Source organism: Nonomuraea sp. NPDC001684 (assembly GCF_053596515.1).
Map to the genome: position 1 here is coordinate 1 of NZ_JBSFGJ010000114.1, position 23577 is coordinate 23577.

General features: G+C 74.3%; 28 protein-coding genes. 16 read left to right on the top strand and 12 right to left on the bottom strand.

Translation table 11 applies throughout. The annotated features are described in order from the left end of the window. Positions 1-75: 75 nt before the first annotated feature. Positions 76-948 carry an alpha/beta hydrolase family protein gene (locus ACWCSD_RS21430; RefSeq protein ID WP_449917190.1) on the top strand — a complete coding sequence of 291 codons (873 nt, stop codon included), beginning with the start codon at positions 76-78 and terminating at the stop codon, positions 946-948. Positions 949-970: 22 nt separating this feature from the next. Here the strand turns inward: ACWCSD_RS21430 and ACWCSD_RS21435 are convergent, their stop codons facing one another. Next, positions 971-1735 (bottom strand): NAD(P)-binding domain-containing protein, encoded by a 765-nt coding sequence (locus tag ACWCSD_RS21435; protein ID WP_449917193.1) that lies wholly within the window; start codon positions 1733-1735, stop codon positions 971-973. A gap of 107 nt (positions 1736-1842) precedes the next feature. On the opposite strand from ACWCSD_RS21435, the gene ACWCSD_RS21440 reads away from it, so the two are divergent. Genes ACWCSD_RS21440 through ACWCSD_RS21460 form a run of 5 tightly spaced genes read left to right on the top strand, consistent with a single transcriptional unit; the run spans position 1843 to position 7087 of the window. Next, complete coding sequence (locus ACWCSD_RS21440) at positions 1843-2085, top strand: hypothetical protein (RefSeq protein WP_449917196.1); 243 nt, start codon at positions 1843-1845, stop codon at positions 2083-2085. Next, positions 2082-2831, top strand: a complete 750-nt coding sequence (locus ACWCSD_RS21445; protein ID WP_397157670.1) for an ABC transporter ATP-binding protein — start codon at positions 2082-2084, stop codon at positions 2829-2831. The genes ACWCSD_RS21440 and ACWCSD_RS21445 overlap by 4 nt, the downstream gene beginning before the upstream one ends. Continuing rightward, positions 2828-5227, top strand: coding sequence for an FtsX-like permease family protein (locus tag ACWCSD_RS21450; RefSeq protein ID WP_449917200.1), 2400 nt, complete (start codon positions 2828-2830; stop codon positions 5225-5227). Before ACWCSD_RS21445 ends, ACWCSD_RS21450 begins: the two co-directional genes overlap by 4 nt. A gap of 40 nt (positions 5228-5267) precedes the next feature. Beyond that, on the top strand, positions 5268-6458 hold the full coding sequence (locus ACWCSD_RS21455) for a histidine kinase (protein ID WP_449917202.1): 1191 nt from the start codon (positions 5268-5270) through the stop codon (positions 6456-6458). Next, on the top strand, positions 6446-7087 hold the full coding sequence (locus ACWCSD_RS21460) for a response regulator transcription factor (protein WP_387682178.1): 642 nt from the start codon (positions 6446-6448) through the stop codon (positions 7085-7087). The genes ACWCSD_RS21455 and ACWCSD_RS21460 overlap by 13 nt, the downstream gene beginning before the upstream one ends. Positions 7088-7097: 10 nt before the next feature. Here the strand turns inward: ACWCSD_RS21460 and ACWCSD_RS21465 are convergent, their stop codons facing one another. Together ACWCSD_RS21465 and ACWCSD_RS21470 are read right to left on the bottom strand one after the other, a co-directional pair. Then, entirely contained in the window at positions 7098-8000 is a 903-nt protein-coding gene (locus ACWCSD_RS21465) for an aldo/keto reductase (protein WP_449917205.1), read from the bottom strand. Between the two features lies 1 nt (position 8001). Then, positions 8002-9027 carry a hypothetical protein gene (locus ACWCSD_RS21470; RefSeq protein ID WP_449917208.1) on the bottom strand — a complete coding sequence of 342 codons (1026 nt, stop codon included), beginning with the start codon at positions 9025-9027 and terminating at the stop codon, positions 8002-8004. 85 nt (positions 9028-9112) lie between these two features. Here ACWCSD_RS21470 and ACWCSD_RS21475 point away from each other — a divergent pair, with 85 nt between their 5' ends. After that, positions 9113-9709, top strand: a complete 597-nt coding sequence (locus tag ACWCSD_RS21475; RefSeq protein WP_449917210.1) for a TetR/AcrR family transcriptional regulator — start codon at positions 9113-9115, stop codon at positions 9707-9709. A 7-nt stretch (positions 9710-9716) separates the two neighbouring features. Here ACWCSD_RS21475 and ACWCSD_RS21480 read toward each other — a convergent pair whose 3' ends face one another. The 3 genes from ACWCSD_RS21480 to ACWCSD_RS21490 are packed head-to-tail and all read right to left on the bottom strand — an operon-like array spanning position 9717 to position 11407. Continuing rightward, positions 9717-10352 (bottom strand): GNAT family N-acetyltransferase, encoded by a 636-nt coding sequence (locus tag ACWCSD_RS21480; protein ID WP_449917212.1) that lies wholly within the window; start codon positions 10350-10352, stop codon positions 9717-9719. Between the two features lie 57 nt (positions 10353-10409). Then, the gene (locus ACWCSD_RS21485; RefSeq protein WP_397157684.1) at positions 10410-10790 is read right to left on the bottom strand and encodes a hypothetical protein; all 381 of its coding nucleotides are present in this window, start codon (positions 10788-10790) and stop codon (positions 10410-10412) included. Between the two features lie 17 nt (positions 10791-10807). Beyond that, positions 10808-11407 carry an aromatic acid exporter family protein gene (locus tag ACWCSD_RS21490; protein WP_397157686.1) on the bottom strand — a complete coding sequence of 200 codons (600 nt, stop codon included), beginning with the start codon at positions 11405-11407 and terminating at the stop codon, positions 10808-10810. Positions 11408-11519: 112 nt separating this feature from the next. Between ACWCSD_RS21490 and ACWCSD_RS21495 the strand changes: the two genes are divergently transcribed. Both ACWCSD_RS21495 and ACWCSD_RS21500 read left to right on the top strand, forming a co-directional pair. Beyond that, a complete protein-coding gene (locus ACWCSD_RS21495; RefSeq protein ID WP_449917215.1) occupies positions 11520-11849 on the top strand; it encodes a cupin domain-containing protein in 330 nt (109 codons plus the stop codon). Positions 11850-12005: 156 nt separating this feature from the next. Continuing rightward, entirely contained in the window at positions 12006-12482 is a 477-nt protein-coding gene (locus ACWCSD_RS21500; protein ID WP_397157690.1) for a hypothetical protein, read from the top strand. On the opposite strand, the gene ACWCSD_RS21505 is transcribed toward ACWCSD_RS21500, so the two are convergent. Both ACWCSD_RS21505 and ACWCSD_RS21510 read right to left on the bottom strand, forming a co-directional pair. Continuing rightward, the gene (locus ACWCSD_RS21505; protein ID WP_449917218.1) at positions 12448-14244 is read right to left on the bottom strand and encodes a glycoside hydrolase family 15 protein; all 1797 of its coding nucleotides are present in this window, start codon (positions 14242-14244) and stop codon (positions 12448-12450) included. The two genes, ACWCSD_RS21500 and ACWCSD_RS21505, sit on opposite strands and share 35 nt — an antisense overlap. Before the next feature lie 18 nt (positions 14245-14262). Then, a complete protein-coding gene (locus tag ACWCSD_RS21510; RefSeq protein WP_449917221.1) occupies positions 14263-15360 on the bottom strand; it encodes an enolase C-terminal domain-like protein in 1098 nt (365 codons plus the stop codon). Positions 15361-15460: 100 nt separating this feature from the next. On the opposite strand from ACWCSD_RS21510, the gene ACWCSD_RS21515 reads away from it, so the two are divergent. From ACWCSD_RS21515 to ACWCSD_RS21525, 3 genes are all read left to right on the top strand, one after another. Beyond that, on the top strand, positions 15461-15676 hold the full coding sequence (locus ACWCSD_RS21515) for a hypothetical protein (RefSeq protein WP_352324434.1): 216 nt from the start codon (positions 15461-15463) through the stop codon (positions 15674-15676). Continuing rightward, positions 15673-16137 carry a Clp protease N-terminal domain-containing protein gene (locus ACWCSD_RS21520; protein WP_449917225.1) on the top strand — a complete coding sequence of 155 codons (465 nt, stop codon included), beginning with the start codon at positions 15673-15675 and terminating at the stop codon, positions 16135-16137. The genes ACWCSD_RS21515 and ACWCSD_RS21520 overlap by 4 nt, the downstream gene beginning before the upstream one ends. Positions 16138-16238: 101 nt before the next feature. Then, on the top strand, positions 16239-17075 hold the full coding sequence (locus ACWCSD_RS21525) for an SMP-30/gluconolactonase/LRE family protein (RefSeq protein WP_397157696.1): 837 nt from the start codon (positions 16239-16241) through the stop codon (positions 17073-17075). 25 nt (positions 17076-17100) lie between these two features. Here the strand turns inward: ACWCSD_RS21525 and ACWCSD_RS21530 are convergent, their stop codons facing one another. After that, positions 17101-18102 carry a serine hydrolase domain-containing protein gene (locus ACWCSD_RS21530; RefSeq protein ID WP_397157698.1) on the bottom strand — a complete coding sequence of 334 codons (1002 nt, stop codon included), beginning with the start codon at positions 18100-18102 and terminating at the stop codon, positions 17101-17103. 128 nt (positions 18103-18230) lie between these two features. Further along, complete coding sequence (locus ACWCSD_RS21535) at positions 18231-18683, bottom strand: MarR family winged helix-turn-helix transcriptional regulator (protein WP_387682213.1); 453 nt, start codon at positions 18681-18683, stop codon at positions 18231-18233. Positions 18684-18797: 114 nt separating this feature from the next. Here ACWCSD_RS21535 and ACWCSD_RS21540 point away from each other — a divergent pair, with 114 nt between their 5' ends. Continuing rightward, positions 18798-18974: a hypothetical protein gene (locus ACWCSD_RS21540; protein ID WP_189650423.1), complete on the top strand. Its 177-nt coding sequence runs from the start codon at positions 18798-18800 to the stop codon at positions 18972-18974. Between the two features lie 222 nt (positions 18975-19196). On the opposite strand, the gene ACWCSD_RS21545 is transcribed toward ACWCSD_RS21540, so the two are convergent. Next, positions 19197-19616 carry a MarR family winged helix-turn-helix transcriptional regulator gene (locus ACWCSD_RS21545; RefSeq protein ID WP_358297465.1) on the bottom strand — a complete coding sequence of 140 codons (420 nt, stop codon included), beginning with the start codon at positions 19614-19616 and terminating at the stop codon, positions 19197-19199. A 98-nt stretch (positions 19617-19714) separates the two neighbouring features. Here ACWCSD_RS21545 and ACWCSD_RS21550 point away from each other — a divergent pair, with 98 nt between their 5' ends. Continuing rightward, positions 19715-21169, top strand: coding sequence for an MFS transporter (locus ACWCSD_RS21550; protein WP_397157701.1), 1455 nt, complete (start codon positions 19715-19717; stop codon positions 21167-21169). A gap of 80 nt (positions 21170-21249) precedes the next feature. Continuing rightward, complete coding sequence (locus tag ACWCSD_RS21555; RefSeq protein WP_397157703.1) at positions 21250-22200, top strand: sulfotransferase family protein; 951 nt, start codon at positions 21250-21252, stop codon at positions 22198-22200. Between the two features lie 53 nt (positions 22201-22253). Here ACWCSD_RS21555 and ACWCSD_RS21560 read toward each other — a convergent pair whose 3' ends face one another. Further along, entirely contained in the window at positions 22254-23159 is a 906-nt protein-coding gene (locus tag ACWCSD_RS21560; protein ID WP_449917232.1) for a hypothetical protein, read from the bottom strand. A gap of 199 nt (positions 23160-23358) precedes the next feature. On the opposite strand from ACWCSD_RS21560, the gene ACWCSD_RS21565 reads away from it, so the two are divergent. Continuing rightward, on the top strand, positions 23359-23577 hold a 219-nt coding region (locus ACWCSD_RS21565), incomplete at its 3' end, for an NUDIX domain-containing protein (protein WP_449917235.1).

Sequence of the window (23577 nt, forward strand, 5' to 3'; positions counted from 1 at the left end):
GGCCTTGTCCATGAACGCGAAGGAGTCTTCCTCCGAGGTCAGCGGGCCGAAGTTCGTCGTGCCAAGGAGTCCGAGTTGACGCTGAAGGGCAAGCGGGTGACCAGTGCGCCCTCCGACGTGCTCAGCAAGGTGCGGACCAACGCCCGCACCGGCGCCGAGCCCGCCGGACGGGCCCCCGGCCTGCCCCTGGTGGTGCTCTCCCCCGGCTTCACCCTGCCGCGCGGCACGCTGACCGCCCTCGCCGAGGACCTGGCCTCGCACGGGTACGTCGTGGCCGGCGTCGACCACGCCTACGAGAACTACGCCACGACCTTCCCGGACGGGCGGATCGCGACGTGCGTGGCGTGCGACAGCGACACCGACCCCGGGTTCGGGCCGAGGGTGACCGCGGCGCGGGCGGCCGACGTCTCCTTCGTGCTCGACCGGCTGACCGGCCCGGACCCGGCGTGGCCGGGCGCGCGGCTGATCGACCGGAGGAGGATCGCGATGGCGGGCCACTCGATCGGCGGGGCCGCGGCGGTGGAGGCCATGCTGAAGGACCGCCGGATCCGCGCCGGCCTCGACATGGACGGCACCACGTACGCCCGGATCCCCAGGGGCGGGCTGTCGCGGCCGTTCCTGTTCCTGGGGTCGGCGGGCCACCCGCCGGGCGGGCGCGACACCTCCTGGGACCGCGACTGGAAGCTGCTGTCCGGCTGGAAGCGGTGGCTGACGCTGCCCGGCGCGGACCACCAGTCCTTCACCGACGTGCCGCTGCTGGCCCGGGCGCTCGGCCTGGGCGCGCCGGGCTCCCCGGACGCGGCCCGGCCCACGCAGATCGTCCGCGCGTACGTCCTGGCCTTCCTCGACCTGCACCTGCGCGGCAGGCCGCAACCGTTGCTGGACGGGCCGTCGGCGCGCTACCCGGAGGTGCGGTTCTGCGCGCCCGCGAGCAAGGACTGCCGGTGACCGCCCGGCCGGGAGCCCCCGGTCAGCTGAGGCGGTCGAGCAGGTCGTCGAGCGTCCCGGCGAGGGCCTGCGAGCTGGCCGGGGTGAACCAGGTGGTGCGGACGCGTTCGTTGCTGCCGTTCGGGGTCTCGTGGTCGGCCGCGAGCCGCGCCAGCGAACGGCTCTCGTCGCCCAGGGCCCGCCCGAGCCCCTGGAACAGGCCGCGGACGTAGCCCTCCGCCACCTCGGGCGGCACGCCGTGCCCGGCGGCCCACGTGCTGAGCGTGGCCAGGTAGGACAGGTGGGTGGTGAGCGTGGCGGTCAGCGCGGAGAAGACGTTGAAGGCCGCCTCGTCCTGGGCCGCGAGCACGCCGCCCAGCCGTTCGAACAGGGCGTCGGTCACCGGGTGGGACGGCCAGGTCACCGTGACGGAGTCGCGGTCGCGGACGGCGGGCAGCGGGATGGCCCGCACCAGGGCGGCCCGGGTGTCCAGGAGCTTGCGCAGCTCCTCGACGGCGACGCCGGCCATCACGTTGACCACGATCGTGTCGTCGGCCACCCGCAGGCCGGCCAGCGCGTCGTGCCGGTCCGGCGGGCGCACGGCGATGACGACCAGCTCGGCGCGGTCCGCCACCTCCTGGTTGGAGGCGCACACGTGCACGTCGGCGTAGCGCTGCGACAACTCCGCCGCCGCGCGGGCGCCCCGCGGGGAGAGGAACACCTCGGGACGCTCGCCGGGCCCCTCGCACAGGCCCGTCACGATGGCCCGGCCGATCTCGCCCACCCCGATGACCCCGATCCGCTGCACCAAGTCTTCCTCCCGATCCGTGGTCGTCCGTACTACAGCAGTCTGTACCGTTACTTCGGTTGCTGGCGGGATTCAGCGCGGAGACCTGCGTCCATAGCGTTGTCCTCATGAGCGATCCGTACAGAATTGACACATATGAGCGGGCGGCGCACAGCCCGCGGACCCGGCCGCGGCGATCGGCGTCGCGCCCCCTGCTGTGGATCATGGCGGTGTGCGGCGCGTCGGTGAACGTGGCGGCCAACATCGTCATGCGGGGCGATCTGACCGCCGTCGGGCTGGCGTCGGGCGTGGTGGGCGTGGCGGGCATCGCCGGGCTGCTGATCCTGCGCTTCGCCAGGGGCCGGTCATGAGCGCGGTCGCGAGGCCCGTCATGGAGGCCGTCGTCACGCTGGAGCGCGTGAGCAAGACCTACGGTGACGTGGTCGCCCTCGACGACGTCTCGCTGGCCTTCCCGCGCGGCCGGTTCGTGGCCGTGATGGGGCCGTCGGGCTCGGGGAAGAGCACCCTCCTGCAGGCCGCCGCGGCCCTGGAGCCGCCGACCTCCGGCGAGATCACCATCTGCGGCGTCGAGGTCACCCGCATGTCGGAGACCCGGCGCACGGAGTGGCGCAGGAAGCACCTGGGCTACGTGTTCCAGTCCTACAACCTGCTGCCCACCGTGACCGTCGAGGACAACGTCACGCTGCCGCTGCGGATGGCCGGGGTGCGCCCGGACCGGGCCTGGCTCGGCGAGCTGGTCGACCGGATGGGCCTGCGCGACCGGATGCGGCACCTGCCCACGGAGTTGTCGGGCGGCCAGCAGCAGCGGGCGGCGATCGTCCGGGCCCTGGCCGCGCGCCCCGACGTGGTGTTCGCCGACGAGCCCACCGGCGCCCTCGACCTGCGCAGCGCCGCCCACGTGCTGGACCTGCTGCGCGAGCTGGTCGACGACCTGGGCCAGACCGTCGTCATGGTCACCCACGACCCGGCCGCCGCGGCCCGCGCGCACGACACCGTGCTCATGGCCGACGGGCGGGTCCTTGACATCCTGCCCGCCCCGACCGCCGAGGACCTGGCCGTACGGCTGGCGCGGCTGAGCGCGGAGCGGGTCGCATGATCAGGCTCGCACTTGCGCTCGCCAAGGCGGGCGGGCTGGTCGTGGTGTTCGCGGCGGTGCTGGGCGGGATGGCGCTGGTGACCGGGACCGGCGTGCTGGTGGACTCGGCCTTCCGCGCGCAGCCGCCCCTGCGGCTGTCGGGCGCGGACGTGCTGGTCTCGGCCCCGCAGACGATCCCGCTGAAGGAGGAGCCGGACATCGCGCTCCCCGAACGCGCCAGGATCCCCGGCTCGCTGGTCGCCTCGGCGTCCGGGGTGCCCGGCGTCGCGGCCGTGGCCGGTGACGTCGCCTTTCCCGCCGCCGTCGGGTCCGGGACGGCCGGGCGGACCGCCGACCCGGCCACCGCCGGGCACGGCTGGTCGTCCCTGGCGCTGAGCGGCCGCATCACCGCCGGACGGGCGCCGCGCGCCGCCGACGAGATCGCGGTGAGCGGCGCGCGGGTCGGCGACCGGCTGCGCCTGACGGCGGCCGGCACGCCGGGCACCTACCGGGTGAGCGCCGTGGTGGACGCCCCCGGCGTGTACTTCACCGACGCCGTCGCCACCGCCCTGGCCGCCAGGACGGCGGGCCGGGCGCGGACGGTGGACCTCGTCGCGGTCCGCGCGGAGCCCGGCGTCTCCCCCGAGACGCTGGCCGCCCGGTTGAAGGCCCGCCTGGGCGACGGCTACGCGTACGCCACGGGCCTGGACCGGGCCGACGCGGAGTCGCCGGGCGCGGCGGCCGGCCGCGGGCTGCTGCTGGTCCTGCCCTCCTCGATCGGCGGGGTCAGCCTGCTGGTGGTCGGGTTCGTGGTGGGCGGCGGCCTGGCGCTGTCAGTCAACCGGCAGCGCCGCGACCTCGCCCTGCTGCGCGCGGCCGGCGCGACGCCGCGTCAGGTGCGCAGGCTGGTGACCATCCAGGCCGCGGCGGCGGCGCTGCCCGCTGTGCCGTTCGGGGCCGCGCTCGGCTACTTCCTGGCCGCCCGCTTCGGCGAGCTGCTGGCCGGGATCGGGCTGGTGCGCGCGGACCAGCCGCTGGTGTACGGGCCGCTGCCGGCCGTGGCCGCGACGCTGCTGCTGCTCGGCGTCACGCGGGTGGCCGCCTGGGCGGGGTCGTTGCGGGTCTCGCGCATGCCGGTGGTCTCCGGGCTGCCCGAGCCGCGCATGCCGTCGCCGGGGCGGACCCGGGCGGGGCTGCTGCTCATGCTCGGCGCGCTGGCGCTGTCCGTGACGCCGCTGTTCATGCGGGGCGAGGCGGGCATGATCGGTCCGGGCATCGCGTCGATCGTCGCGGTGATCGGCCTGGCGCTGGCCGGTCCGCGGCTGGTTCAGGGGGCGGCCGGGGCGGTGGCCGGTTCGCGGCTCATGACGCGGCTGCCCGGCTCGCTGTGGATGGCGGTGCACAACTCCCACGGGTACGCGCTGCGCACCGCCGGGGCCGTGGCCGCGCTCGGCATGGTCCTCACGCTCGGCCTCAGCGTGGTGCTCTCCCAGACCACGATGGCCAAGGCGCGCGCCGACGAGGTCGCTTCGGGCCTGCGCGGTCTCGTCACGATCACCGCTCCTGAGCTCGGCGGCGTCCCGCGCGGCCTGCTGGCCGACGTACGCTCGCGGACGAAGGCGGCGGGCATGGCGATGACGACCGTGGTCACCGAGCCGATGCTGACCGGCGACAGCCCCGCTCTGATGGCCACGCCCGCCATGGCGCTCGGCCCGGACGCCGAGGGCCTGGTCGACCTGGACCTCGCCGACGGCGGCCTGTCCGGCCTCAAGGGCGCGGCCGTCGCGGTGGAGGAGGGCCTGGGCCGGGTCGGCGGAAGCATCAACGTGATCATGGGCGACGGCGCGCGGGTGCGGGCTCGGGTGGCCGCCACCTACCGGCGCGGCCTCGGGTTCGGCCCGATCGTGGTCTCCCGCGACCTGGCCGCCGCGCACACGACGACCGGCCTGGACAGCGCGGTGCTGGCCCGTCCTGCCGACTTCGGCGACCTCGCGAGCCGCCCCGGGCTGCACTTCGACGACCACGCCGCCGGACCGCAGGCCGCCATGGCCTCGGCCCAGACGCTGGTGAACGTGGCCGTGCTGGCCGTGCTGCTGGGCTACGTGCTGGTGGCGGTCGCCAACCGGCTGGTGGCGACGACGACCGCGCGCCGGGAGGAGTTCGCCGGGCTGCGCGCGATCGGCCTGACCCCGCGTCAGCTCCGGCGCGTGGTGCGCTGGGAGGCGCTGCTCGTGGGCGCCGGGGCGTCGCTGTCGGGGCTGGTGCTGTCGGCGGTGCCGCTGGTGCTGCTGAGCGTGGGCTTCCTGGCCCGCCCGCTGCCTGCCGGGCCGTTGTGGCTGGTCCCGGCCTCTATCCTGGCAGTGATGACGATTGTGTCCCTCGCCATGGAGCTACCCGCCCGGAAGATCATGACGTGACGTGAAAGCTCTGTGGCGGTTCGTTCGGTATCACTTGATCGTGTTCGCGTCGGCCCTGGCGGCGATGGTCTCGCTGGCGCTGCTGGCCGTGGGCGTCGCGCTCGTCCCGGTGGGCGGGGCGGGGCTGGTCCTGGTGCCGCGCATGATGGCGGTGCTCCACCGGTGGACCGAGTGGCAGCGCGTGCAGGCCGGCGCGGTGCTGGGGGTCGCCGTGCCGGCGCGTCCGGCACCGCTCGCCGTGACCGGAGTGCGCGACCAGTGGCGGCAGCTCCTGATGGGCACGCGGGCCAGGCGTGACCTGCGCTGGACGGCGCTGCACGTCGTCGTGGGCCTGCCCGCCGCGCTGGCCGCGCTCGGAGTGGCCGGGCTGCTGGTGAACCCCGTGCTGGAGGCCCCGCTGTGGTGGTTGTTCCCCGCGGACGACCCGCTGCGGCTGCTGGTGGCCCTGCCGGTCACCGGATGGGAGCAGGCGATCGGCATGGGCGTCGCGCAAATCGTGCTGGCCGCGCCGCTGGCCTGGTGGGCGCTGCCGCGGCTGGCCCGGCTGCACGCCCGCGCCTGCCTGGCCGCGCTCGCCCCCTCGGAGGCCGACCGGCTGGCCGAGCGGGTCGGCGAGCTGACCGAGAGCAGGTCGAACGTCCTCGACGCGCACGCCGCCGAGCTGCGCCGCATCGAGCGCGACCTGCACGACGGCACCCAGGCCCGGCTGGTCGCCATCGCGATGCGGCTGGCCATGGCCCGCGAGGCGCTCGACGACGACGGCGGGCCCGTCGGCCGGCTGCTGAAGGACGCGCACGAGGGCGCCGAGGAGGCGATGACCGAGTTGCGGCAGGTGATCCGCACGATGTACCCGCCCGTCCTGGCCGACAGGGGGCTGGCCGGCGCGGTGGCCGCCGTGACGGCCAAGGCCGGCCTGCCCGTCGAGACGGACGTGAGCGGCCTCGGCGCCGTGCCCGCCGCGGTCGAGACGGCGGCCTACTTCATCGTGGCCGAGGCGGTCACGAACGCCACCAAGCACAGCGGCGCCGGCCACGTCACCGTACGGCTGGCGTCCGGACGCGTGCTGCGCATCGAGGTCTGCGACGACGGCAGGGGCGGCGTGGACGAGAGCCGCGGCACCGGCGTCACCGGCATCCGCAGGAGGGCCGCCGCGCTCGACGGTACCTTGTCCATCGACAGCCCTCCAGGAGGGCCCACCCGTCTCGTCGTGGAGCTGCCGTGCGCGTCGTGATCGCCGAGGACAACGTCCTGCTGTCCACGGGGCTGGAACTGCTCCTGACCAGCAAGGACATCGAGGTGGCCGCGGTCGTGCCGGACGCCGGCGCCCTGCTGGACGCAGTCACCGAGCACCGGCCCGACCTGGTGATCGCCGACGTGCGGCTGCCGCCGTCGTTCCGCGACGAGGGCATCAGGGCCGCCGTCGCCCTCCGGCGCGCCGACCCCGCCCTGCCCATCCTGGTCTTGTCCCAGTACGTCGAGCGCATCTACGCCCGCGAACTGCTGGCGCACGGCTCCGGCGGCGTCGGCTACCTGCTGAAGGACCGGGTCAGCCGGGTGAGCCAGTTCGTCGAGGACGTCCGCCGGGTGGCCGCGGGCGGCACGGTCATGGACCCCGAGGTCATCGCCCAGCTCATGGTCGGGCGGGGCCACGGCCTGGACAGCCTCACCGGCCGGGAGCGGGAGGTGTTGTCCTGGATGGCCCAGGGCCTGAGCAACACCGAGATCGGCGAACGGCTGACGATCACCGACAACGCGGTGCACAAGCACATCGGCAGCATCTTCGCCAAGCTCGGCCTGGCCGTCTCCGACGGCGGCCACCGCCGGGTCATGGCCGTGCTCACCTTCCTCGACGACCAGTGACCCGCCTCCCCTACGCCGGGCCCAGGCGGGCGCGGACGGCCGCCTCCACGTCGGGCGGCAGGGGGCCCTTGCGGGCGGCGGCGACGTTGGCCCGCAGGTGTTCCGGCCGGGCCGAGCCGACGATCACCGAGTGCAGCTCCGGATGGCCGAGGATGAACCGGAGCAGCAGTTCGGTCACCGGCGCGCCGTCCGCCAGCTCCTCCAGGCGGGCGGCGGCGAGCCGGGCGTGGCGCTGCGCCAGCGGCCGGCGCACCGGCTCGGGCACGGCCTCGGGCGGCGGCGCGAGCGAGCGGGCCACCGCCCCGCGGGCGATCGTGCCCGCCCCGCTCGCCGCGGCGGCCCCGACGAGCCCTTCGTGGGAGCGGTCGAGCGCCGAGTAGGGCAGCAGGAACACGTCGAACGCGCCCGTCGCGATGTGCTCGGGGAGGTGCGGCAGCTCCCCCGACATGCCGGTGAAGCGGATCAGGCCCTCGTCCTGGAGTTCCCGCATCCCGGCGATGGTGTCCTCGGCCGCCATCACCGAGACGCTCGGGCTGAGGTGCACCATCAGGACGTCGAGATGGCCGGTGCGCATCCGGCGCAGGCTCCGCTCGACGCCCGCGCGCACGTTCGCCCTCGTGTAGTCGTGCGCGGGGTCGGCCTCGGCGAGGGGGCAGCCGCACTTGCCCGCCAGGACGAACTCGTCGCGGCGGTGCGCGATCCAGCGGCCGATGTGCTCCTCGGCGTCGCCGTAGTCGGGCGCGGTGTCGATGAGGTTCACGCCGGCGTCGAGGGCCTCGTTCAGCACGGCGCGGGCCGCGTCGTCGGACACCGGCGGGCCCCAGGCGCGAGGGCCGCGCAGCTCCATGGCGCCGTAGCCGAGGCGGCTCACGCGCAGGCCGGTGCGGCCGAGTGCAGTGGCAGGGAGCGTCATGTCAGTGCTTGGCGTAGTGGCCGGCGACGGCGGCGAAGGCGGCCTTGGGGTCCCAGGGCAGGCCGGGGTAGGCGCCGCCGGAGCGGTCCTCATAGACCTTGACGACGCCGTAGCTGGCCAGGTCCAGGTCGTCGCGGGGGTCGCCGTCGGGGCGGTGCGGGTGGTCGCGCAGCGCGAAGGTGAACACGAAGGTGCTGTCCACGCCGGCGGCCTCGAAGAGCTCCAGCAGCTCGCGCACGTACGCGGCCTGGCCCTCCTCGTCGCGGACGTGCTCGCCGGTCAGCCGGACGGGCTCTCGGGTGCCCGGTGCGTACTCGACGATCTCCAGGCCGAGCGCGCCCCGGTCGCCCGCGCCGCGGTAGGTCGCCGAGCCGAACTCGGTGATCGCGACCGGCCTGCCCTCCGCGACCAGGCTGCGCACGCCCTGCTCGAACACGTCCACGATCTCGGCCGACCGGTAGAGGTCCACGGAGACGAGGTCGAACGGCGTCCAGTCGACGCCTTCGAGCGGCACGGAGGCGTACGTCACCCGGCCGCCGAACCGCTCGCGCACGACGGCCACCGCCCGCCCGAGGAAGTCGTTGACCCGCGTGCGCACGCCGCCGACCAGCTCGCGCACCCGTTCCGGACGGCTCAGCAGGGCGACCCGCTCGTCGATGTCGTCCCCGGGCAGGAAGCCCTTGCTCATCAGGCACAGCTCGGCGCCGGTGACGAAGACCACCTCGGCGCCGCGCCGCCTGAGCCGTTCGGCGCGCTCGGCGCAGTCGGCGAACAGCGCCAGCATCTCCTCCTCGGTCAGCTCCAGCGGATAGGGCGAGAACCAGACCTCCAGCCCGAGGTCGGCGGCATGACCGGCGGCGATCTCCAGGCGGTCGGGGTCGCCGCCCATGACGCGGACGGCCGTGCAGTGCAGGTCGTCCCGGATGACGCGCATCTCGCGCGCCACCACGTCGGGGTCGAACCCCGGGTGGCCGATCGTCCCGTTGACGACGAACCCGGTGTCGTAGCTGATGCCTTTGGCACGCATGGGCGTTCCCTTCTCATTTACGGTACTGACCGTACCTTAGCCTATATGAGGTACGGTCGGTACCCTCAGATCGAGGAGGGTGGCGATGGCCGAGGCAGGCGGGCGGACACGGCGGCGCGGGGTGGCGCTGGAGGAGGCGATCCTGAGCGCGGCGGCCGACGAGCTCACCGAGTCGGGCTTCGCCGGGCTGACCATGGACAAGGTCGCCGCCCGCGCCGGCACCAACAAGAACGCCATCTACCGCCGCTGGCCGGGCCGCCTGGCCCTCGGCGTCGCCGCCTACAAACGGCTGGCCACGACGGTCTCGCCGCCCGACACCGGCGAGCTGCGCGGCGACGCCCTGGAGCTGCTGCGCCGGGCCAACCGCTACTGGAGCTCGCCGCTCGGCGCGATCCTGCGCGACCTGATCGCCGCCGCGGGCGGCGCCGCCGAGCTGCTGGCCCAGCTCCAGGAGCAGTCGGACGACGCGGTGGCCGCGCCCTGGCTGGCCGTCCTCGAACGGGCGGTGGCCCGCGGCGAGGCCGCACCCGAGTCGCTGCGCCCGAGGGTCGCCACGGTGGCCATCGTGCTGCTGCGCAACGAGTTCGTGGTGCGAGGGGCGCCCAGCGCGCCTGACGACGTCCTCGTGGAGATCGTGGACGAGGTCTTCCTGCCGCTGGTCCGGCGAGGTCGGGACGCCTGAGGCGGGCTCACCAGAGCCGGTCGATCTCCCCGGGATGGAGCGCGATGCGCGCGTGGTGGAACGACAGCCGGTGCGCCCGGCCGTGGGGTGAGGGGAAGTCGCCCATCGTGACCTTGTCGAACCCGGGCAGGTCGCTGGGGAAGGGCGCCTGCGGGGTGCCGCCGACCAGCACCGCGCCGGGGATCGCCGACCAGCCGGCGCTCTCGTAGAAGCCCTGGAGCGGCCGGTCGCAGGTGAACAGGGCGACGTCGAAGCCCGCTTCGGCGATGGCCGCACGCGCGGCGCCCACCAGGCGGCGGCCGTGCCCCCGGCCGCGGGCGGCCTTCCTGGTCACCACGGTGCTCAGGCCCGCGGCGCGGAACCGGTGGCCGGCATGGGTGAGGGTCTTGGACAGGATGTCCAGGGCGGCCAGGACCGTCCCCTCGTCGCGCCCGTCGCCCTTGTCCCGCCGGTCGCCCTCGTCCCGCCCGTCGCGCTCGTCGAGGAGGAGCATGGTGCGGGGGGCGAGGGCGGGGTCGTGCGCGGGGCCGCCGCCGTCGGGCGCGGGGAAGTCGTGGCCGGGCCAGGCCTCCCGTTGCAGGTCGCGCACCTGGGCCAGCAGGTGCGCGGGCACGTCCGGCTCGGGGAACGACCTGATGGGCATGGTTCCCGAGTGTGCCGTGCGACGGCTCTCCGGGCAAACGGGGGCCGGTCGGACGGGTCAGGGGTGGGTGGCGGGCGAGGGGCGGTTGTCGTCGTCCTGGCCGCCGGGCGTGGCCGCCAGGATGTCGGTCAGGACCGTCAGGATGCGTTCGGCGTCGGTGAGCAGGCTGCCGCTCAGCGCCCAGCCGGCCGGGTGGGCGACCTCGCCCTTCTGGATCTCCGTCGTCATCTGGTCGTGGATGCGGCTCGCCTGCGCCTCCGCCCGGCCGAGCAGGGTGCGGGCCCTCCCGAGGTCCGGGTCGCGGCGTACGGTGGCGGTCAGGGCGTCGCCCAGGACGTCCAGGAGGTCGGCGTAGTCGCGGGCGTAGTCGGGGCTGACGTCGGTCGAGGGCCCGTCGTGGTGTTCCAGGTGGGCCAGGGCGTGCACGATCGTGTGCACGTGCGCGGCCAGCGTGGTCAGCCGGCGCAGCAGCTGCTCGTGGTCCTGCGCGGCTCGCGGGCCAGGCGGCGCACGGCCGCGTCGGGCCGGTCGCGGTACAGCGGCGGCCACAGCACGCTGTTGACCAGCGCCCCGCTCAGCGCGCCGATGGCCGTGGCCAGCACGTACGCCAGCAGGTAGCGCTCCTGGGAGGCGGCGGCGAAGGAGAGCAGCAGCACGGCGGTGGTGGCGACGTCGGAGCCGTGGTTGCCCATGCGGTGCCAGCGGGCGGCGACCAGCGCGGGCGGCACGACCAGGACCAGGCTGAGCACGCCCAGGCCGAGCAGGTGCCCGATGCTGCCGGCCAGGATGACCCCGGCGCCGACCGCGGCGACCCGGCGCAGGCCGTTGGTGAGCGTGCGGTACACGGTGGCGTGCACCATGATCACCGCGGTGGCGGGGGCGATCCAGGTGGCGCCGAGCGCCAGCAGCCGGCTGGCCGTCAGCCAGGCCAGCACCGCCGCCAGCGTCGCCTTGGCGATCTGCAACGCCTGCAACCGCTGGTACGACCCCGGCTTGGCCAGCCCGGCGGCCTGCCCGCGCACGTACGACAGCTCACGCCTGACGGCCGCGGACAACCGGCCACTCCAGCCACGCCACATGACGTGACATTTACTCACATTTAGGGCAAGCCGCAAGCATCTCCACGCCGGAGAGCCCGCCCGCGCCGGCATGAGAGGATCACGGTCCATGGAGATCATCGACAGCGGCCGGTTCGAGCCCGCCCCGGACGGTTCCGCCAACTTCGCCGAGCACCTGAGCGTGCCCGCGCTCAGCTTCGGCACGTACTCCATCCCGGCCGGCGCCGTCGACGGCCAGTCGCCGCACGCCGAGGACGAGATCTACGTCGTCACCAGCGGGCGCGCCTCCTTCACCTCGGGCGGCGTCACCATCGAGGTCGGCCCCGGCAGCACCCTGTTCGTCCCGGCCCGCGAGGAGCACCGCTTCCACGACGTCACCGAGGACCTGGTGACGCTGGTGTTCTTCGGGCCCGCCTACAGCGGCGTCCCCACGTCCTGACGCCCCCGGCCGTCAGGCGCGCGAACTCGTGGGCCGCCAGCGCGCCACGAGCGCGCCGGGCTGAGGAGACTGGAGGGCGGGAGCGGCCGGCCGGCCGTTCCGTCGCGTGACCGTCGCCCACCGTTGCCGCCCGGCCCTGACGAGATGAGAGCCCTCATGACTGTCACCCCCGCCCAGCTGCGCGACCTCGCGCGCCGCGCTCAGGATCTCGCCGCCGAGGTGCGCTCGCTGTGCGACACCGAGCCCGCCGGATCCCCCGAGGGCGACCAGCTCAGGGCCGCGCGGCACGCCGCCGACTGGCTGGACCGGGGCGGCGAGGACCTGCAACGGGCGGCCGGCGACCTGGCCCGGCTGCGGGCGCAGCGCGAGCAGGTCTGCGGCATGCCGTGGGGCGTCTGCCCCGAGCACGGCAACACCCTGTCCTACCGGGCCGACGTCACCGAGTGCCGGGTCTGCCACCGCACCTGGCCGCAGGACCGGGCCGGCCGGCCCTGCCAGGAGCTGGTCCGGTGGAAGGTGACCGACCAGGCCGGGACGGTGACCAGGATGTGCGACGGGCACGTGCTCGGCGCCCGCGCCGTGCTGCGCGGGGCCACCTTCACCCGGCTTGATGCCGAGGGCGCCCAGGCCTGAACCTGCCCGACAGCACGGTGGCGCTGTTGATCACCGAGACGTGGCTGTAGGCCTGCGGGAAGTTGCCGACCTGCCGGTGGTGCACGGTGTCGTACTCCTCCGACAGCAGGCCGACGTCGTTGCGCAGGCCGAGCAGCCGTTCGAACAGCTCGGTGGCCCGGCGCCGGCGGCCGGTCGCGGCCAGGGCGTCGGCCAGCCAGAAGGAGCAGGCCAGGAAGGTGCCCTCGCCGCCGGGCAGGCCGTCGATCTCCTCGTCCTCGGCCCGGTAGCGCAGGACGAGACCGTCGTGGACGAGGTCGCGGGCGATCGCGTCCACGGTGCCGACGACGCGCGGGTCGCCGGGCGGCAGGAAGCCGAGGCGCGGGATGAGCAGCAGGGCCGCGTCCAGGCCGGTCGAGCCGTAGTACTGGGTGAAGGTGTTGCGTTCGGCGTCGTAGCCGTGGGCGCAGACGTCCTGGTGGATGCGTTCGCGCAGGGCGCGCCAGCGGCCGACCGGGCCGTCGCGGCCGAACGCCTCGACGGCCTGGATCATGCGGTCGGCCGCGACCCAGGCCAGCACCTTGGAGTGCACGAACTGGCGGCGCGGCCCCCGGGTCTCCCACAGCCCGTTGTCGGGCCGGTCCCAGATGCCTTCGAGGTAGTTCATCAGGGCGTTCTGGACGTCCCAGGCCTCGTCGTCGACGGCCAGGCCGGACCGGCGGGCCAGGTGCAGGCAGTCGAGGGTCTCGCCGTAGACGTCGAGCTGGAACTGGCCGGAGGCGGCGTTGCCGACGCGTACCGGCTGGGACCCCTCGTAACCCGACAGCCAGTCGGCGGTCCATTCGGCGATGCGCCGGCCGCCCTCGACGGTGTACATGATCTGCAGGTCGGCGGGGTGCCCGGCGACGGCCCGCAGCAGCCATTCGCGCCAGGCGCGCGCCTCGGCGTCGTAGCCGGCGGTCATCATGGCCTGGAGGGTGAAGCTGGCGTCGCGCAGCCAGCAGTAGCGGTAGTCCCAGTTGCGCGGGCCGCCCAGCCGCTCGGGCAGCGAGGTGGTGGCGGCGGCGACGAGCCCGCCGGTGGGGGCGTAGGTGAGGGCCTTGAGGGTGAGCAGGCTCGTGCGGACGGCCTCGTCGTAGTCACCCCGGTAGCCGCACCGGCGGGCCCACTCGCGCCACAGCCGTTCGGTGTCGGCCAGGGCCTCGGGCGGGTCGACCGGTTCCGGGCGCGGCAGCCACGACTGCTGCCAGGTCAGCGTGAACGGCACCCGCTGCCCCTCCCCCACCGTGAAGGAGGCGGTGGTGCGGTGCCGGTCGGCGTCCGGGCACAGCTCGACGGGGGTGCGCAACCAGGTGGCGTCGCCGCCGGCGACCGCGGCCAGCACGCCGGGCTCGTAGCGCAGCCAGGGGACGTCGTGGCCGTAGTCGAAGCGCAGCACCAGTTCCATGGTCATCTCGACCCGGCCGCGCACGCCCTCGACGATCCGCACCACGTCGGGGGCCTCGCCGCGGGGCGGCATGAAGTCCACCACCCGGACGCTGCCGCCGGGGCCGTCCCAGGTGGTCTCCAGGATGAGGGTGCCCTCGCGGTAGCCGCGGGAGGTGGCCCGGCCGCCGCTGGCGGGGGCCAGCAGCCAGCGTCCGGCGGACGGGCCGTCGAGCAGCGCGGCGAAGCAGGCGGGCGAGTCGAAGCGGGGCAGGCACAACCAGTCGATCGAGCCGTCGCGGCCGACGAGCGCGGCGGTGTGCATGTCGCCGATCAGGGCGTAGTCCTCGATCCGCATCGGCGCCCGCTCCTTCCGTCAGGCCACGCGGTGGGGTTCGGCGGCGGCGGCGCGCAGCTCCAGCCCGTGGCCGGGGGCGTCGGGCCGGGGGCGGGCCAGGCCGCCGGAGGGGTCGGCGGCGCCGTCGAACAGCTCGGCCTCGATGCGCTGGTGGTCGTGGAACCATTCGACGTGGCGCAGGTTGGCGGTGCTCGCGGCGGCCGGGAGGTGCAGGTTGGGCGCGCAGTGGGCGGACACCTGCAGGTTGTGGCCCGCGGCGATCGCGGCGGCGGCGAACCAGCCGGTGTAGCCGCCGCAGCGGGTGGCGTCGGCCTGGAGGCAGTCGACGGCCTGGGCCTGGCACATGCGGGTGAAGTAGGCGGGGTCGCAGCCGTACTCGCCGGCGGTGACGTCGGGGGCGGCCCGCTCGCGGACGAGCCGCAGGCCCGGCAGGTCGTCGGAGGAGACGGGCTCCTCGAACCAGGTCACGTCGTGCTCGCGCATGCGCGCGGCCAGGCGGACGGCCTGTTTGGCGGTGTAGCCGCCGTTGGCGTCGACGTACAGCTCGGCCCGGTCGCCGATGACGCGGCGGGCCAGGGCCACGCGGTGCAGGTCGCGGTCGGGGCGGGTGCCGGACGACTCGCCGATCTTGATCTTGACGCGGCCGATGCCCCGCTCGTGGACCCAGTGGGCGAGCTGGGCGGTGGTGGCCTCGTCGTCGTAGGTGGTGAAGCCGCCCGAGCCGTACAGCGGGACCTCGGGCCGGGCGGCGCCGAACAGGCGGGTCAGCGGCAGGCCGAGCAGGCGCGCCTTGAGGTCCCACAGCGCCACGTCGGCGGCCGAGACGGCGTAGCCGGCGACGCCGGGACGGCCCGCGTTGCGCACCTGCCGGACCATCGCGGCATGCAGGGCGGGGATGTCGGCGGCGTCCGCGCCGGTCAGGACGCCGGCCAGCAGCTCGGTGACGACCGAGGCGGCGGCGGCCGGGGCGTAGGTCCAGCCGGTGCCGGTGACGCCCGCGGCGGTCAGGGTGACGACGACCATGGTGGTGGACCGCCAGGCCAGCGTGCCGTCGCCTTCCGGCTGGTCGGTGGGGATGCGGTAGGCGGCGGCCCCGGCGTTCTCGATCGTGCTCATGGCATCCCTGGCCCTACCCGGTGGCTCCCGGTGTGACGCATCGGCCCCGTTTAAGCAACCTGAATTGCCTGTACCGGTGCGGACGCCTAGGGTGGCTGGAATGTCAGTCAAGGAGCCCGCGGACGCGCTCGCCGCCGTGGTCGCGCTGCGCCGCCTGGCCGACCAGCTGGAGGACGCCGCCGTGGAGCAGGCGATGCGGGCGGGCTGGAGCTGGCCGCAGGTGGCCGAGGCGCTCGGCGTCACCCGCCAGGCGGTCCACAAGAAGCACGCCAAGCGGCTCATCGCGGCCGGGGTCGAGCTGAGGAGGCGGGCATGAGCGGCGCTTTCGACCGCTACCTGCACGACGTGCTGATCCGGGGGGAGGCCGAGGCGCGCGCGGAGAGCTCCCCCACGATCGAGGCCCACCACGTGCTGCTGGCCATGGCGGCGCCGCAGGACACCGCGGCGCGGGCGATCCTCGCCGAGGCCGGGCTCGACCAGGCGGGGGTGCGGGCGGCGTTGCGGCGGGAGTTCGAGCACAGCCTCGCCGCGGCCGGGGTGTCGGCGGCCGCCTTCGACCTGCGTTCGACGCCCGACCCCGAGCGGCGTCCGCAGCTCGGGGCGTCGGTCAGGCTGGCGATGGAGCGGCTGGCCGCCACCCATCGCAAGAAGGACCTGCGGCCGGTCCACGTGCTGCTCGGCGTCCTGCAGGCCGAGGTGGGCACGGTCCCGCGGGCGCTGGCCCTGGCGGGGATCGACCGCGCCGCGCTGGCCGAGCGCGCCCGCGCCGCCCTGTAGATCCGGCGCGAATCTTTTTCTTCCCGGCGATTTTTTTCTTCCCGGCGATGTCGATCCGGGCCCCCGTCCTTCGTGTAGAGGGCAGAAGGAGGCATGACGACATGACCGAGACGAAGACATTGGTGACCGGGCTGTGCGTGGGCGAGTCGCCGCGCTGGCACGAGGGCAGGCTGTGGTTCGCCCACTGGGGGGTGCAGGAGATCGTCGCCGTCACCCCGGACGGCGAGCGCGAAGTGGTCGCCCGCGGCCCGAAACCCGCCGGGTTCTGCCTCGGCCGGCTGCCCGACGGCCGCCTGCTGGTGACCGGCGAGCACGAGCTGCTGCGCGTGGAGCCGGACGGCACGACGTCCGTCCACGCCGACCTGGGCGAGCTGCCGGCCGGGCCGAACGAGGTCGTCGTGGACGGCCGCGGCCGGATCTACGTGAACTGCGTCGGCTTCGACTTCGGCCGGGCCGACTTCGCGCCCGGCGTGATCGCCCTGGTCGGCCCCGGCGGCGAGGCCCGGGTGGTCGCCGAGGACCTGTACTTCCCCAACGGGATGGTGGTGACCCCGGACGGCTCCACGCTGATCGTCGCCGAGTCCTGGACGCGGCGGCTGACGGCGTTCGACATCGACGCGGACGGCGGGCTGTCCGGCCGCCGGGTGTGGGCGCCCATCGGCGGCGACGGCATCTGCATGGACGCCGAGGGCGCGATCTGGACCCAGGTGGACGACGAACAGGGGTCCGCCTGCGTACGGGTGCGCGAGGGCGGCGAGGTGACCGACCGGATCGAGCTCGACCGGGCCTGTTTCGCCGCCGCGCTCGGCGGCCCGGACGGCCGGACGCTGTTCATGACCGTCGCGGTGTTCCCGGGCGTCGAGCGGATGGCGGAGATGTTCGCCGGCCGGACGGGCGAGGTCAGGACGGCCGACGTGGCCGTCCCCGGGCTCGTCTGAGCCGGTGGGGCGGGGGCCCGCGCCGTCAGCCGAACTCGGCCTGGAACAGGTCGGCGCAGGTCCCCAGGAAGTCGCCCCAGTCGCCGTTCACGTTGGCGACCAGGGCGTGGCCGCCCTGCCGGTCGCCCATCGCGTACGTCATCGACCCCTGGATGTAGCCGCCCCCGCCCCAGAGCGTGACGCCGGACGGGAACCGCTGGGAGTAGACGCCGAGCCCGTACCGGGCGCCGGGCACCCAGCCGGCGCCCTCGGTGGGCACGGTGGTGAACATCTCCTCCTGCTGGGCGGGCGGGAGCAGCCGCCCGCCCAGCAGGGCGGCCAGGAAGCGGTGGAGGTCGGCCGTGGTCGAGACCATGCCGCCGGCGGCCCAGGCCCATGACAGGTCGGCGTCGGTCACGTCGTGGCGGACCGTCTCCTGGCCGGTCTCGTCCTGGCCGGAGTAGTGGCGGGCGTGCGGGTCGCGCAGCCCTTCGCCGGCCGCGGGCAGGTACGTCCCGGTCAGCCCCAGCGGGGCCGCGACGCGCCGGTCGATCTGCTCGGCGAGCGTCGAGCCGGACGCCGCCTCGACGATCATCCCGGCCAGGTTGTAGTTGACCTTGGAGTAGACGAACCGCTCGCCCGGCTTCCCGGCGGGCGGGGTCTCCTGGCCGGGGATCGCGTCCGGCAGGCCGCTGGTGTGGTTGAGCAGCAGCCGCAGGGTGATGCGGGCGGCGTCGGCGTCGGGGAAGTACTCCTCGACGACACCCGGCAGCCAGGTGGTCATGGGAGCGTCCAGGGCCAGGTCGCCGTCGGCCGCCAGGCCCAGCACGACGGTCCCGACGAACGCCTTGGTGAAGCTGCCGATGCGGAAGTGCTCCCCGGGGCCGCGGGGGCGGCCGGTCTCCAGGTCGGCCACGCCCGCGGCGCCGAACCACGGCGGGTCGTCGCCGTCCCGGACCTCGGCCACGACGCCGGGCCCGCGGTCGCCGGCCACCAGCCGGTCGAGCACCTGCCGCAACCTCGGACGGTCGGCGTGAATCATGGACATGCTGCCTCCAGCGACACGAATCGGATCCGCGAACGCGAGCAACCGTAGTTGACTATTCTGGACGTAGTCAACTGCGGTTGCTTATCGGCGGCGTGCGGCTTGCGCTGTGCGGCGGGCGGCGGGCGGGGTCAGGCGTCGCGGCGGGCCGAGGCGATCAGGCGCATCAGCGCGGCGTGCAGGTCCTGGAGCTCGTCGAGGTCCATGCCGAGCCGGGCGACGATGGCCGGCGGGATCTTCTCCGCCTCGGCCCTGAGCTGCCGTCCGGCGGGCGTCAGAGTGACGGCCAGGGCGCGCTCGTCCTTGCTGTTGCGCTCGCGGTGGACGTAGCCCAGCGCCTCCAGCCGCTTGAGCAGCGGGGACAACGTGCCGGGGTCGAGCTGCAGGAGCTCGCCCAGCTCCTTGACCGACAGCGGCTCGTGCTGCCAGAGGGCCAGCATCACCAGGTACTGGGGGTGGGTCAGCCCGAAGGGTTGCAGGAGCGGCCGGTAGAGGCCGATCACGCTGCGCGAGGCGATGCTGAGGGCGAAGCACACCTGCCGGTCGAGCGCCAGCAGGTCTGTCGCCTCTGTCACAGGCTCCATGCGTGTACGCCTCCGATGCCGTCTGGTAACTTACTTTGTGTACAAACTAATAGCCTGCAAATCGATGCCACACAAATCGTACCCGTGGCCGGGCCGCCGAAAGAGGGACACCTCATGTTTCACCGCAAGCCGCTGGAGGAGCGCATCGCCGAGCGTCAGGCCAAGCTGCCTCCGCTGAAGGAGGGCAAGCACTTCGAGCACGGCCCGGCCAAGTTCGTGTTCGTCACGCTGCTGGTCGTGGTGGTGGTCACGCACCTCGTCGGCCTGGCCATCGTCATGCACTTCGCCTGATCTGCCGGGAACATCCCGGCGGCGGCCGCCGTTACATCCCTCGTGGCCGGTGTGCCCAGTGTCCCCGGGCCTCACCTATCGCCTTCGCGGACTACCGTTCGGCTGGAGCCGCGTTGTGCACCTCGCCGAGAGGCGACACGCACACCGGTGCCCACGCGTTGAGGGCCCCCCGCCCGTCCCGGCGGGGGGCCCTCGCGCGTGTCCAGGACCGGGCGGCCCGGCTCAGGCACGCGGCCAGGGGCGGCCGGCCAGGCGTTCGATGTCGGTGTTGAAGCGCCTGAGGTAGGCGGCGAAGGCGGCGACGTCCTCCGGCGACCAGTCGGCCATCACCTTCTCCAGGCCGCGCACGTTCCGCTCGCGCTCCTCGGTGAGGCTGCGCTCGCCCTCCGCGGTGAGGCGGAACTTGCGGGCGATGCCGCCCTCGGGGTCGGGGATGCGTTCGACCAGGCCGGCGCGCAGGAGGGCCGAGGTGTGCCGGTTGAGGGTGGAGACGTCCAGGCCGAAGGCGTCGCTGAGCTGCCCGATGGACATCGGGCCCGAGCCGTGCAGCCGCCGCAGCAGGAGGTGGGCACTACGGTCGTAGTGCCGGTGCCGGCCGAGCAACATCGTCTCGAACTCGATGAGATGTGTGGGCTTTTCCATCCCAATCCCCCCTTTCGCGAGATATGTGCACCTTACATGAATTGTGTACGTAACACATGATGTGTAGCGTGCACATCCTTCGACGACGGGAGAACAACGTGGGGGGCTCCACATCCACCGCCCGCCCCGGCGGCATCGTCAGCGTGATGGCGGTGGCCGGCATCGTCGCCTCGCTCATGCAGACCCTGGTCGTGCCGCTGATCGGCGAGCTGCCGCGGCTGCTGCGCGGCACCGCCTCCGACGCCTCCTGGGTGATCACCGCCACCCTGCTGGCCGGCGCGGTCGCCACGCCGGTCACCGGACGCCTCGGCGACCTGTACGGCAAGCGCCGCATGATGCTCGTCTGCACCGCGCCGCTGATCGCCGGGTCGGTGATCTGCTCGCTGGCCGGGTCGCTCGCCCCCATGATCGTCGGGCGCGGGTTACAGGGCATGGGCATGGGCCTGATCCCGCTCGGCATCAGCGCCCTGCGCGACCTGCTGCCGCCCGACCGGCTCGGCCCCTCGATCGCGCTGATGAGCTCGTCCATGGGCATCGGCGGGGCCCTCGGCCTGCCGGTCTCGGCCGCGGTCGCCGAGTACGCGAGCTGGCGGGTGCTGTTCTGGGGCTCGGCCGTGCTGAGCGTGCTGATCGCGGTGCTGATCCGGGTGCTGGTGCCGCCCACTCCCCCGCTGCCCCGCGAGGGCGCGGCCGGGCGGCTGGACGTGCCGGGCGCGCTCGGCCTCGGCGCGGGGCTGGTGTGCCTGCTGCTGGGCGTCTCCAAGGGCGCCGACTGGGGATGGGCGAGCGGCACCACGCTCGGGCTGCTCGGCGCGGCCGCGCTGATCCTGCCGGCATGGGCCCTGTGGGAGCTGCGCGCCGCGGAGCCGCTGGTGGACCTGCGGGTGACCGCCCGGCGGCAGGTGCTGTTGACCAACCTCGCCTCCATCATGGTCGGCTTCTCGATGTACGCCCAGGCGCTGATCGTCATGCAGATCCTCCAGCTCCCCGCGGCCACCGGCTACGGGCTGGGCCAGTCGATGCTGGCCGCCGGCCTGTGGATGGCCCCCTCCGGCCTGATGATGATGGTGGTCTCGCCGCTCGGCGCCCGGCTGTCGGCCGCCCGCGGCCCGAAGGTCACCCTGATCGCCGGGAGCCTGGTCATGGCGCTCGGCTACGGCTCCTCCATGGGCCTGCTGGGGTCGGCCTGGGGCATGCTGGTCGTCACCTGCGTGTGCAGCCTCGGGGTCGGCCTGGCCTACGGGGCGATGCCCGCCCTCATCATGGGCGCGGTGCCCCGGTCGGAGACGGCCGCGGCCAACAGCTTCAACACCCTGATGCGCTCGATCGGGACGACGGTCTCGGCGGCGGTCGTCGGCGTGATCCTGTCGCAGCTGACGATCCGGCTGGGCGCGCACACGCTGCCGTCGGAGGCCGGCTTCCGTACCGGGATGCTGGTCGGCTGCGGGGCTGCGCTGGCCGCCGCGGCCGTCACCATGGCGCTGCCCGGACGTCGCGGCGGCCGGACGGCCGGGGACGGGGCCGCCGCGTCCGTCTCGCCCGCCCGACGGTGACGTCGCGGGAGCCACTTGGCTTCCTACACTTTTGGTAGGAAAATCTGGCAATACCGGTTCTCGTCACTGGGAGGCTGACGGTGCCCTTGCCCGATTTCCTGATCGCGGGAGTGCCCAAAGCGGGGACGACGGCGCTGCACACCGCGCTGCACCCGCACCCCGACCTGTTCCTGTCGCCCATCAAGGAGCCGAAGTTCTTCCTCACCGACGGGCCACCGCCCGGACGGGGCGGACCGGGCGACGCCGAGACCTACCGGGAACACGTCTGGCGGCGCGCGGACTACGAGGCGCTGTTCGCCGCCGCTCCCCCCGGCACCCTCGCCGGCGAGTCCACCCCCTTCTACCTGTACGACCTGGACGCCCAGCGCCGCATCCGGGAGACGATCCCGCACGTCCGGCTCATCGTGAGCCTGCGCGACCCGGTCGAGCGCGCCCACTCCAACTGGACCCACCTGTGGTCGGCCGGCCTGGAGCCGATCGGCGACCTCGTCCGCGCCTGCGAGGCCGAGCCGGAGCGCATCGCGGCCGGCTGGGCGCACTTCTGGCACTACACCGCCCTCGGCCGGTACGGCGGGCAGCTCGCCCACCTGTTCACCCTGTTCCCCCGCGACCAGGTGCTCATCTTCCGCTACCGGGACATCGTGGACCGTCCGGCCGAGACCCTGGACCGCATCTGCGGCTTCCTCGGCGTGCGGCAGGGGCTGCTCACCGGCGTCCCGAGGGAGAACGTGACCGCGCACCCGGACCCCGGCGCGCGGCACGCGTTGCTGTCCACCCTGCGCCGCACCCTTCCCGCGGCCCTGTCCGGGCCGCTGGAGCGGCTGCTCCAGCGGCGCGGCCGGGCCCGCCGGCCGCTGGAGTGGGCGCAGCGGCAGCGCCTGATCCCCTACTTCGCGGCGGACGTCGAGCTGCTCCAGCAGGTCACCGGCGAGGACTTCAGCGACTGGCTGCGGCCGCGGGAACGTTCGGGCGGGCTGGTCGGCAGCCGGCCGCCCGGCCAGCGCCAGGCCAGAAACGGCCGCGCCCCCTGACCGCGCCCCCCTGATCGCGACGCCGCCCCGGGACGGGCCGGTGAGCGGGCCGGTCAGTGGGGCGGGCGGAGTTCCGTGCGCAGGTCGTGGGCGCCGTCGGCGCGCGTGTACTCGTAGTAGAGGCGCAGGCCGCCGTCCGGGAGGTCGACGAAGGTGAGGTAGCGCAGGCCGCCGCCGTGGTGCGGCGACATCGCGGCGGGCCGGTCGCTCAGGGCGGCCAGCGCGTCGGGGTCGGCGCCCACGGCCACGCCGGTGCGCTCCTCGTAGTTCTCCTCCGCGCTGCCGCGGCCGTCGTAGAAGGCCACGACCCGGTCGCCGTCGAAGCGCACGGCGCTGATCCGGACGCCGCGGGCGTCCCACAGGCCGGGGCGGCCGGTCAGGGCGGTGCCGTGCCAGGTCCAGTCCAGGCCGTCGGCGCTGGTGGCGTAGTCGGTCACCATCCGGTCGGCCTCGTCGGGGTCGGCCAGCGGATGGCAGGAGGCCCACAGGTGCCACACGTCGCCGCGCCGCACGATCACGGTGTCCTTGACCCCGGTCTTGGGGTCGCCGGGCAGCACCGTCGTGCGGGTGCGCGGGTCGAACGCGGCGGGGTCGGCGGCCTCGACGACCTCCACCCGCCAGTGCTTGGTGCCGGGCGTGGCGCAGCTCAGGTACAGCCGCCAGCGTCCCTGCGGGGTGCGGACCAGGGCGGGCCGCTCCAGCGACTCGGCGTCCATCTCCTCGCGGGTGATCGTGGTCAGCGGCTCGAAACGCTCGCCGTCGGACGAGCGGGCGACGACGACCGCGTACCCGCGGCCCTCACCGACCGGGCGGCGCAGGCGGTAGGCGAGGTAGATCAGCCCGTCCGCGGCGACGGCGCTCGGCGCCCCGGCCCAGTGGCCGTGCGCCGGGACCGGCGGCTCGACCGCCACGACGGCGCGGCCGGGATCGGGGAGCAGGGCGTTCTCGTCGATCGACATGGAACCGAGGCTAGGCCAGGACGTGGAGCCGGACATGGCTGCTTACCTCTCCTTGGGATTATCCTTATTACCTATAGACTTTATGGGGTTATGGCCGTCCGCCGCATGCCCGGCACGCCGGAAGTGCCGACGCGTTTGCGCGGCGCCGGTCGCGCAGCGACCCCTCCGGTGGCCGGCGTCCCACGCATATGCTGGACCGATGCCAACCCCTGAGTTCGTCCTCGCGCTGCGCGAGAAGATCGGCACCGAGCCGCTGTGGTTGTCCGGGGTGACCGCGGTCGTGCTGCACGAGGACCAGGTGCTGCTGGTCCGCCGGAGCGACACCGGCGCCTGGACGCCCGTGACCGGCATCATCGACCCGGGCGAGCAGCCGGCCGACGCCGCGTTGCGCGAGGTGGCCGAGGAGACCGGCGTGCGG

Excerpts from the sequence above, each read along its gene's own strand:
- ACWCSD_RS21510 (WP_449917221.1), bottom strand. The coding sequence starts at position 15,360 with ATGAGCACGATCGAGAACGCCGGGGCCGCCGCCTACCGCATCCCCACC.
- ACWCSD_RS21465 (WP_449917205.1), bottom strand. The coding sequence starts at position 8,000 with ATGACGCTCCCTGCCACTGCACTCGGCCGCACCGGCCTGCGCGTGAGC.
- ACWCSD_RS21470 (WP_449917208.1), bottom strand. The coding sequence starts at position 9,027 with ATGCGTGCCAAAGGCATCAGCTACGACACCGGGTTCGTCGTCAACGGG.
- ACWCSD_RS21515 (WP_352324434.1), top strand. The coding sequence starts at position 15,461 with ATGTCAGTCAAGGAGCCCGCGGACGCGCTCGCCGCCGTGGTCGCGCTG.
- ACWCSD_RS21495 (WP_449917215.1), top strand. The coding sequence starts at position 11,520 with ATGGAGATCATCGACAGCGGCCGGTTCGAGCCCGCCCCGGACGGTTCC.
- ACWCSD_RS21475 (WP_449917210.1), top strand. The coding sequence starts at position 9,113 with ATGGCCGAGGCAGGCGGGCGGACACGGCGGCGCGGGGTGGCGCTGGAG.
- ACWCSD_RS21440 (WP_449917196.1), top strand. The coding sequence starts at position 1,843 with ATGAGCGATCCGTACAGAATTGACACATATGAGCGGGCGGCGCACAGC.
- ACWCSD_RS21450 (WP_449917200.1), top strand. The coding sequence starts at position 2,828 with ATGATCAGGCTCGCACTTGCGCTCGCCAAGGCGGGCGGGCTGGTCGTG.
- ACWCSD_RS21520 (WP_449917225.1), top strand. The coding sequence starts at position 15,673 with ATGAGCGGCGCTTTCGACCGCTACCTGCACGACGTGCTGATCCGGGGG.
- ACWCSD_RS21545 (WP_358297465.1), bottom strand. The coding sequence starts at position 19,616 with ATGGAAAAGCCCACACATCTCATCGAGTTCGAGACGATGTTGCTCGGC.
- ACWCSD_RS21540 (WP_189650423.1), top strand. The coding sequence starts at position 18,798 with ATGTTTCACCGCAAGCCGCTGGAGGAGCGCATCGCCGAGCGTCAGGCC.
- ACWCSD_RS21530 (WP_397157698.1), bottom strand. The coding sequence starts at position 18,102 with ATGTCCATGATTCACGCCGACCGTCCGAGGTTGCGGCAGGTGCTCGAC.
- ACWCSD_RS21535 (WP_387682213.1), bottom strand. The coding sequence starts at position 18,683 with ATGGAGCCTGTGACAGAGGCGACAGACCTGCTGGCGCTCGACCGGCAG.
- ACWCSD_RS21560 (WP_449917232.1), bottom strand. The coding sequence starts at position 23,159 with ATGTCGATCGACGAGAACGCCCTGCTCCCCGATCCCGGCCGCGCCGTC.
- ACWCSD_RS21445 (WP_397157670.1), top strand. The coding sequence starts at position 2,082 with ATGAGCGCGGTCGCGAGGCCCGTCATGGAGGCCGTCGTCACGCTGGAG.
- ACWCSD_RS21505 (WP_449917218.1), bottom strand. The coding sequence starts at position 14,244 with ATGCGGATCGAGGACTACGCCCTGATCGGCGACATGCACACCGCCGCG.
- ACWCSD_RS21500 (WP_397157690.1), top strand. The coding sequence starts at position 12,006 with ATGACTGTCACCCCCGCCCAGCTGCGCGACCTCGCGCGCCGCGCTCAG.
- ACWCSD_RS21480 (WP_449917212.1), bottom strand. The coding sequence starts at position 10,352 with ATGCCCATCAGGTCGTTCCCCGAGCCGGACGTGCCCGCGCACCTGCTG.
- ACWCSD_RS21525 (WP_397157696.1), top strand. The coding sequence starts at position 16,239 with ATGACCGAGACGAAGACATTGGTGACCGGGCTGTGCGTGGGCGAGTCG.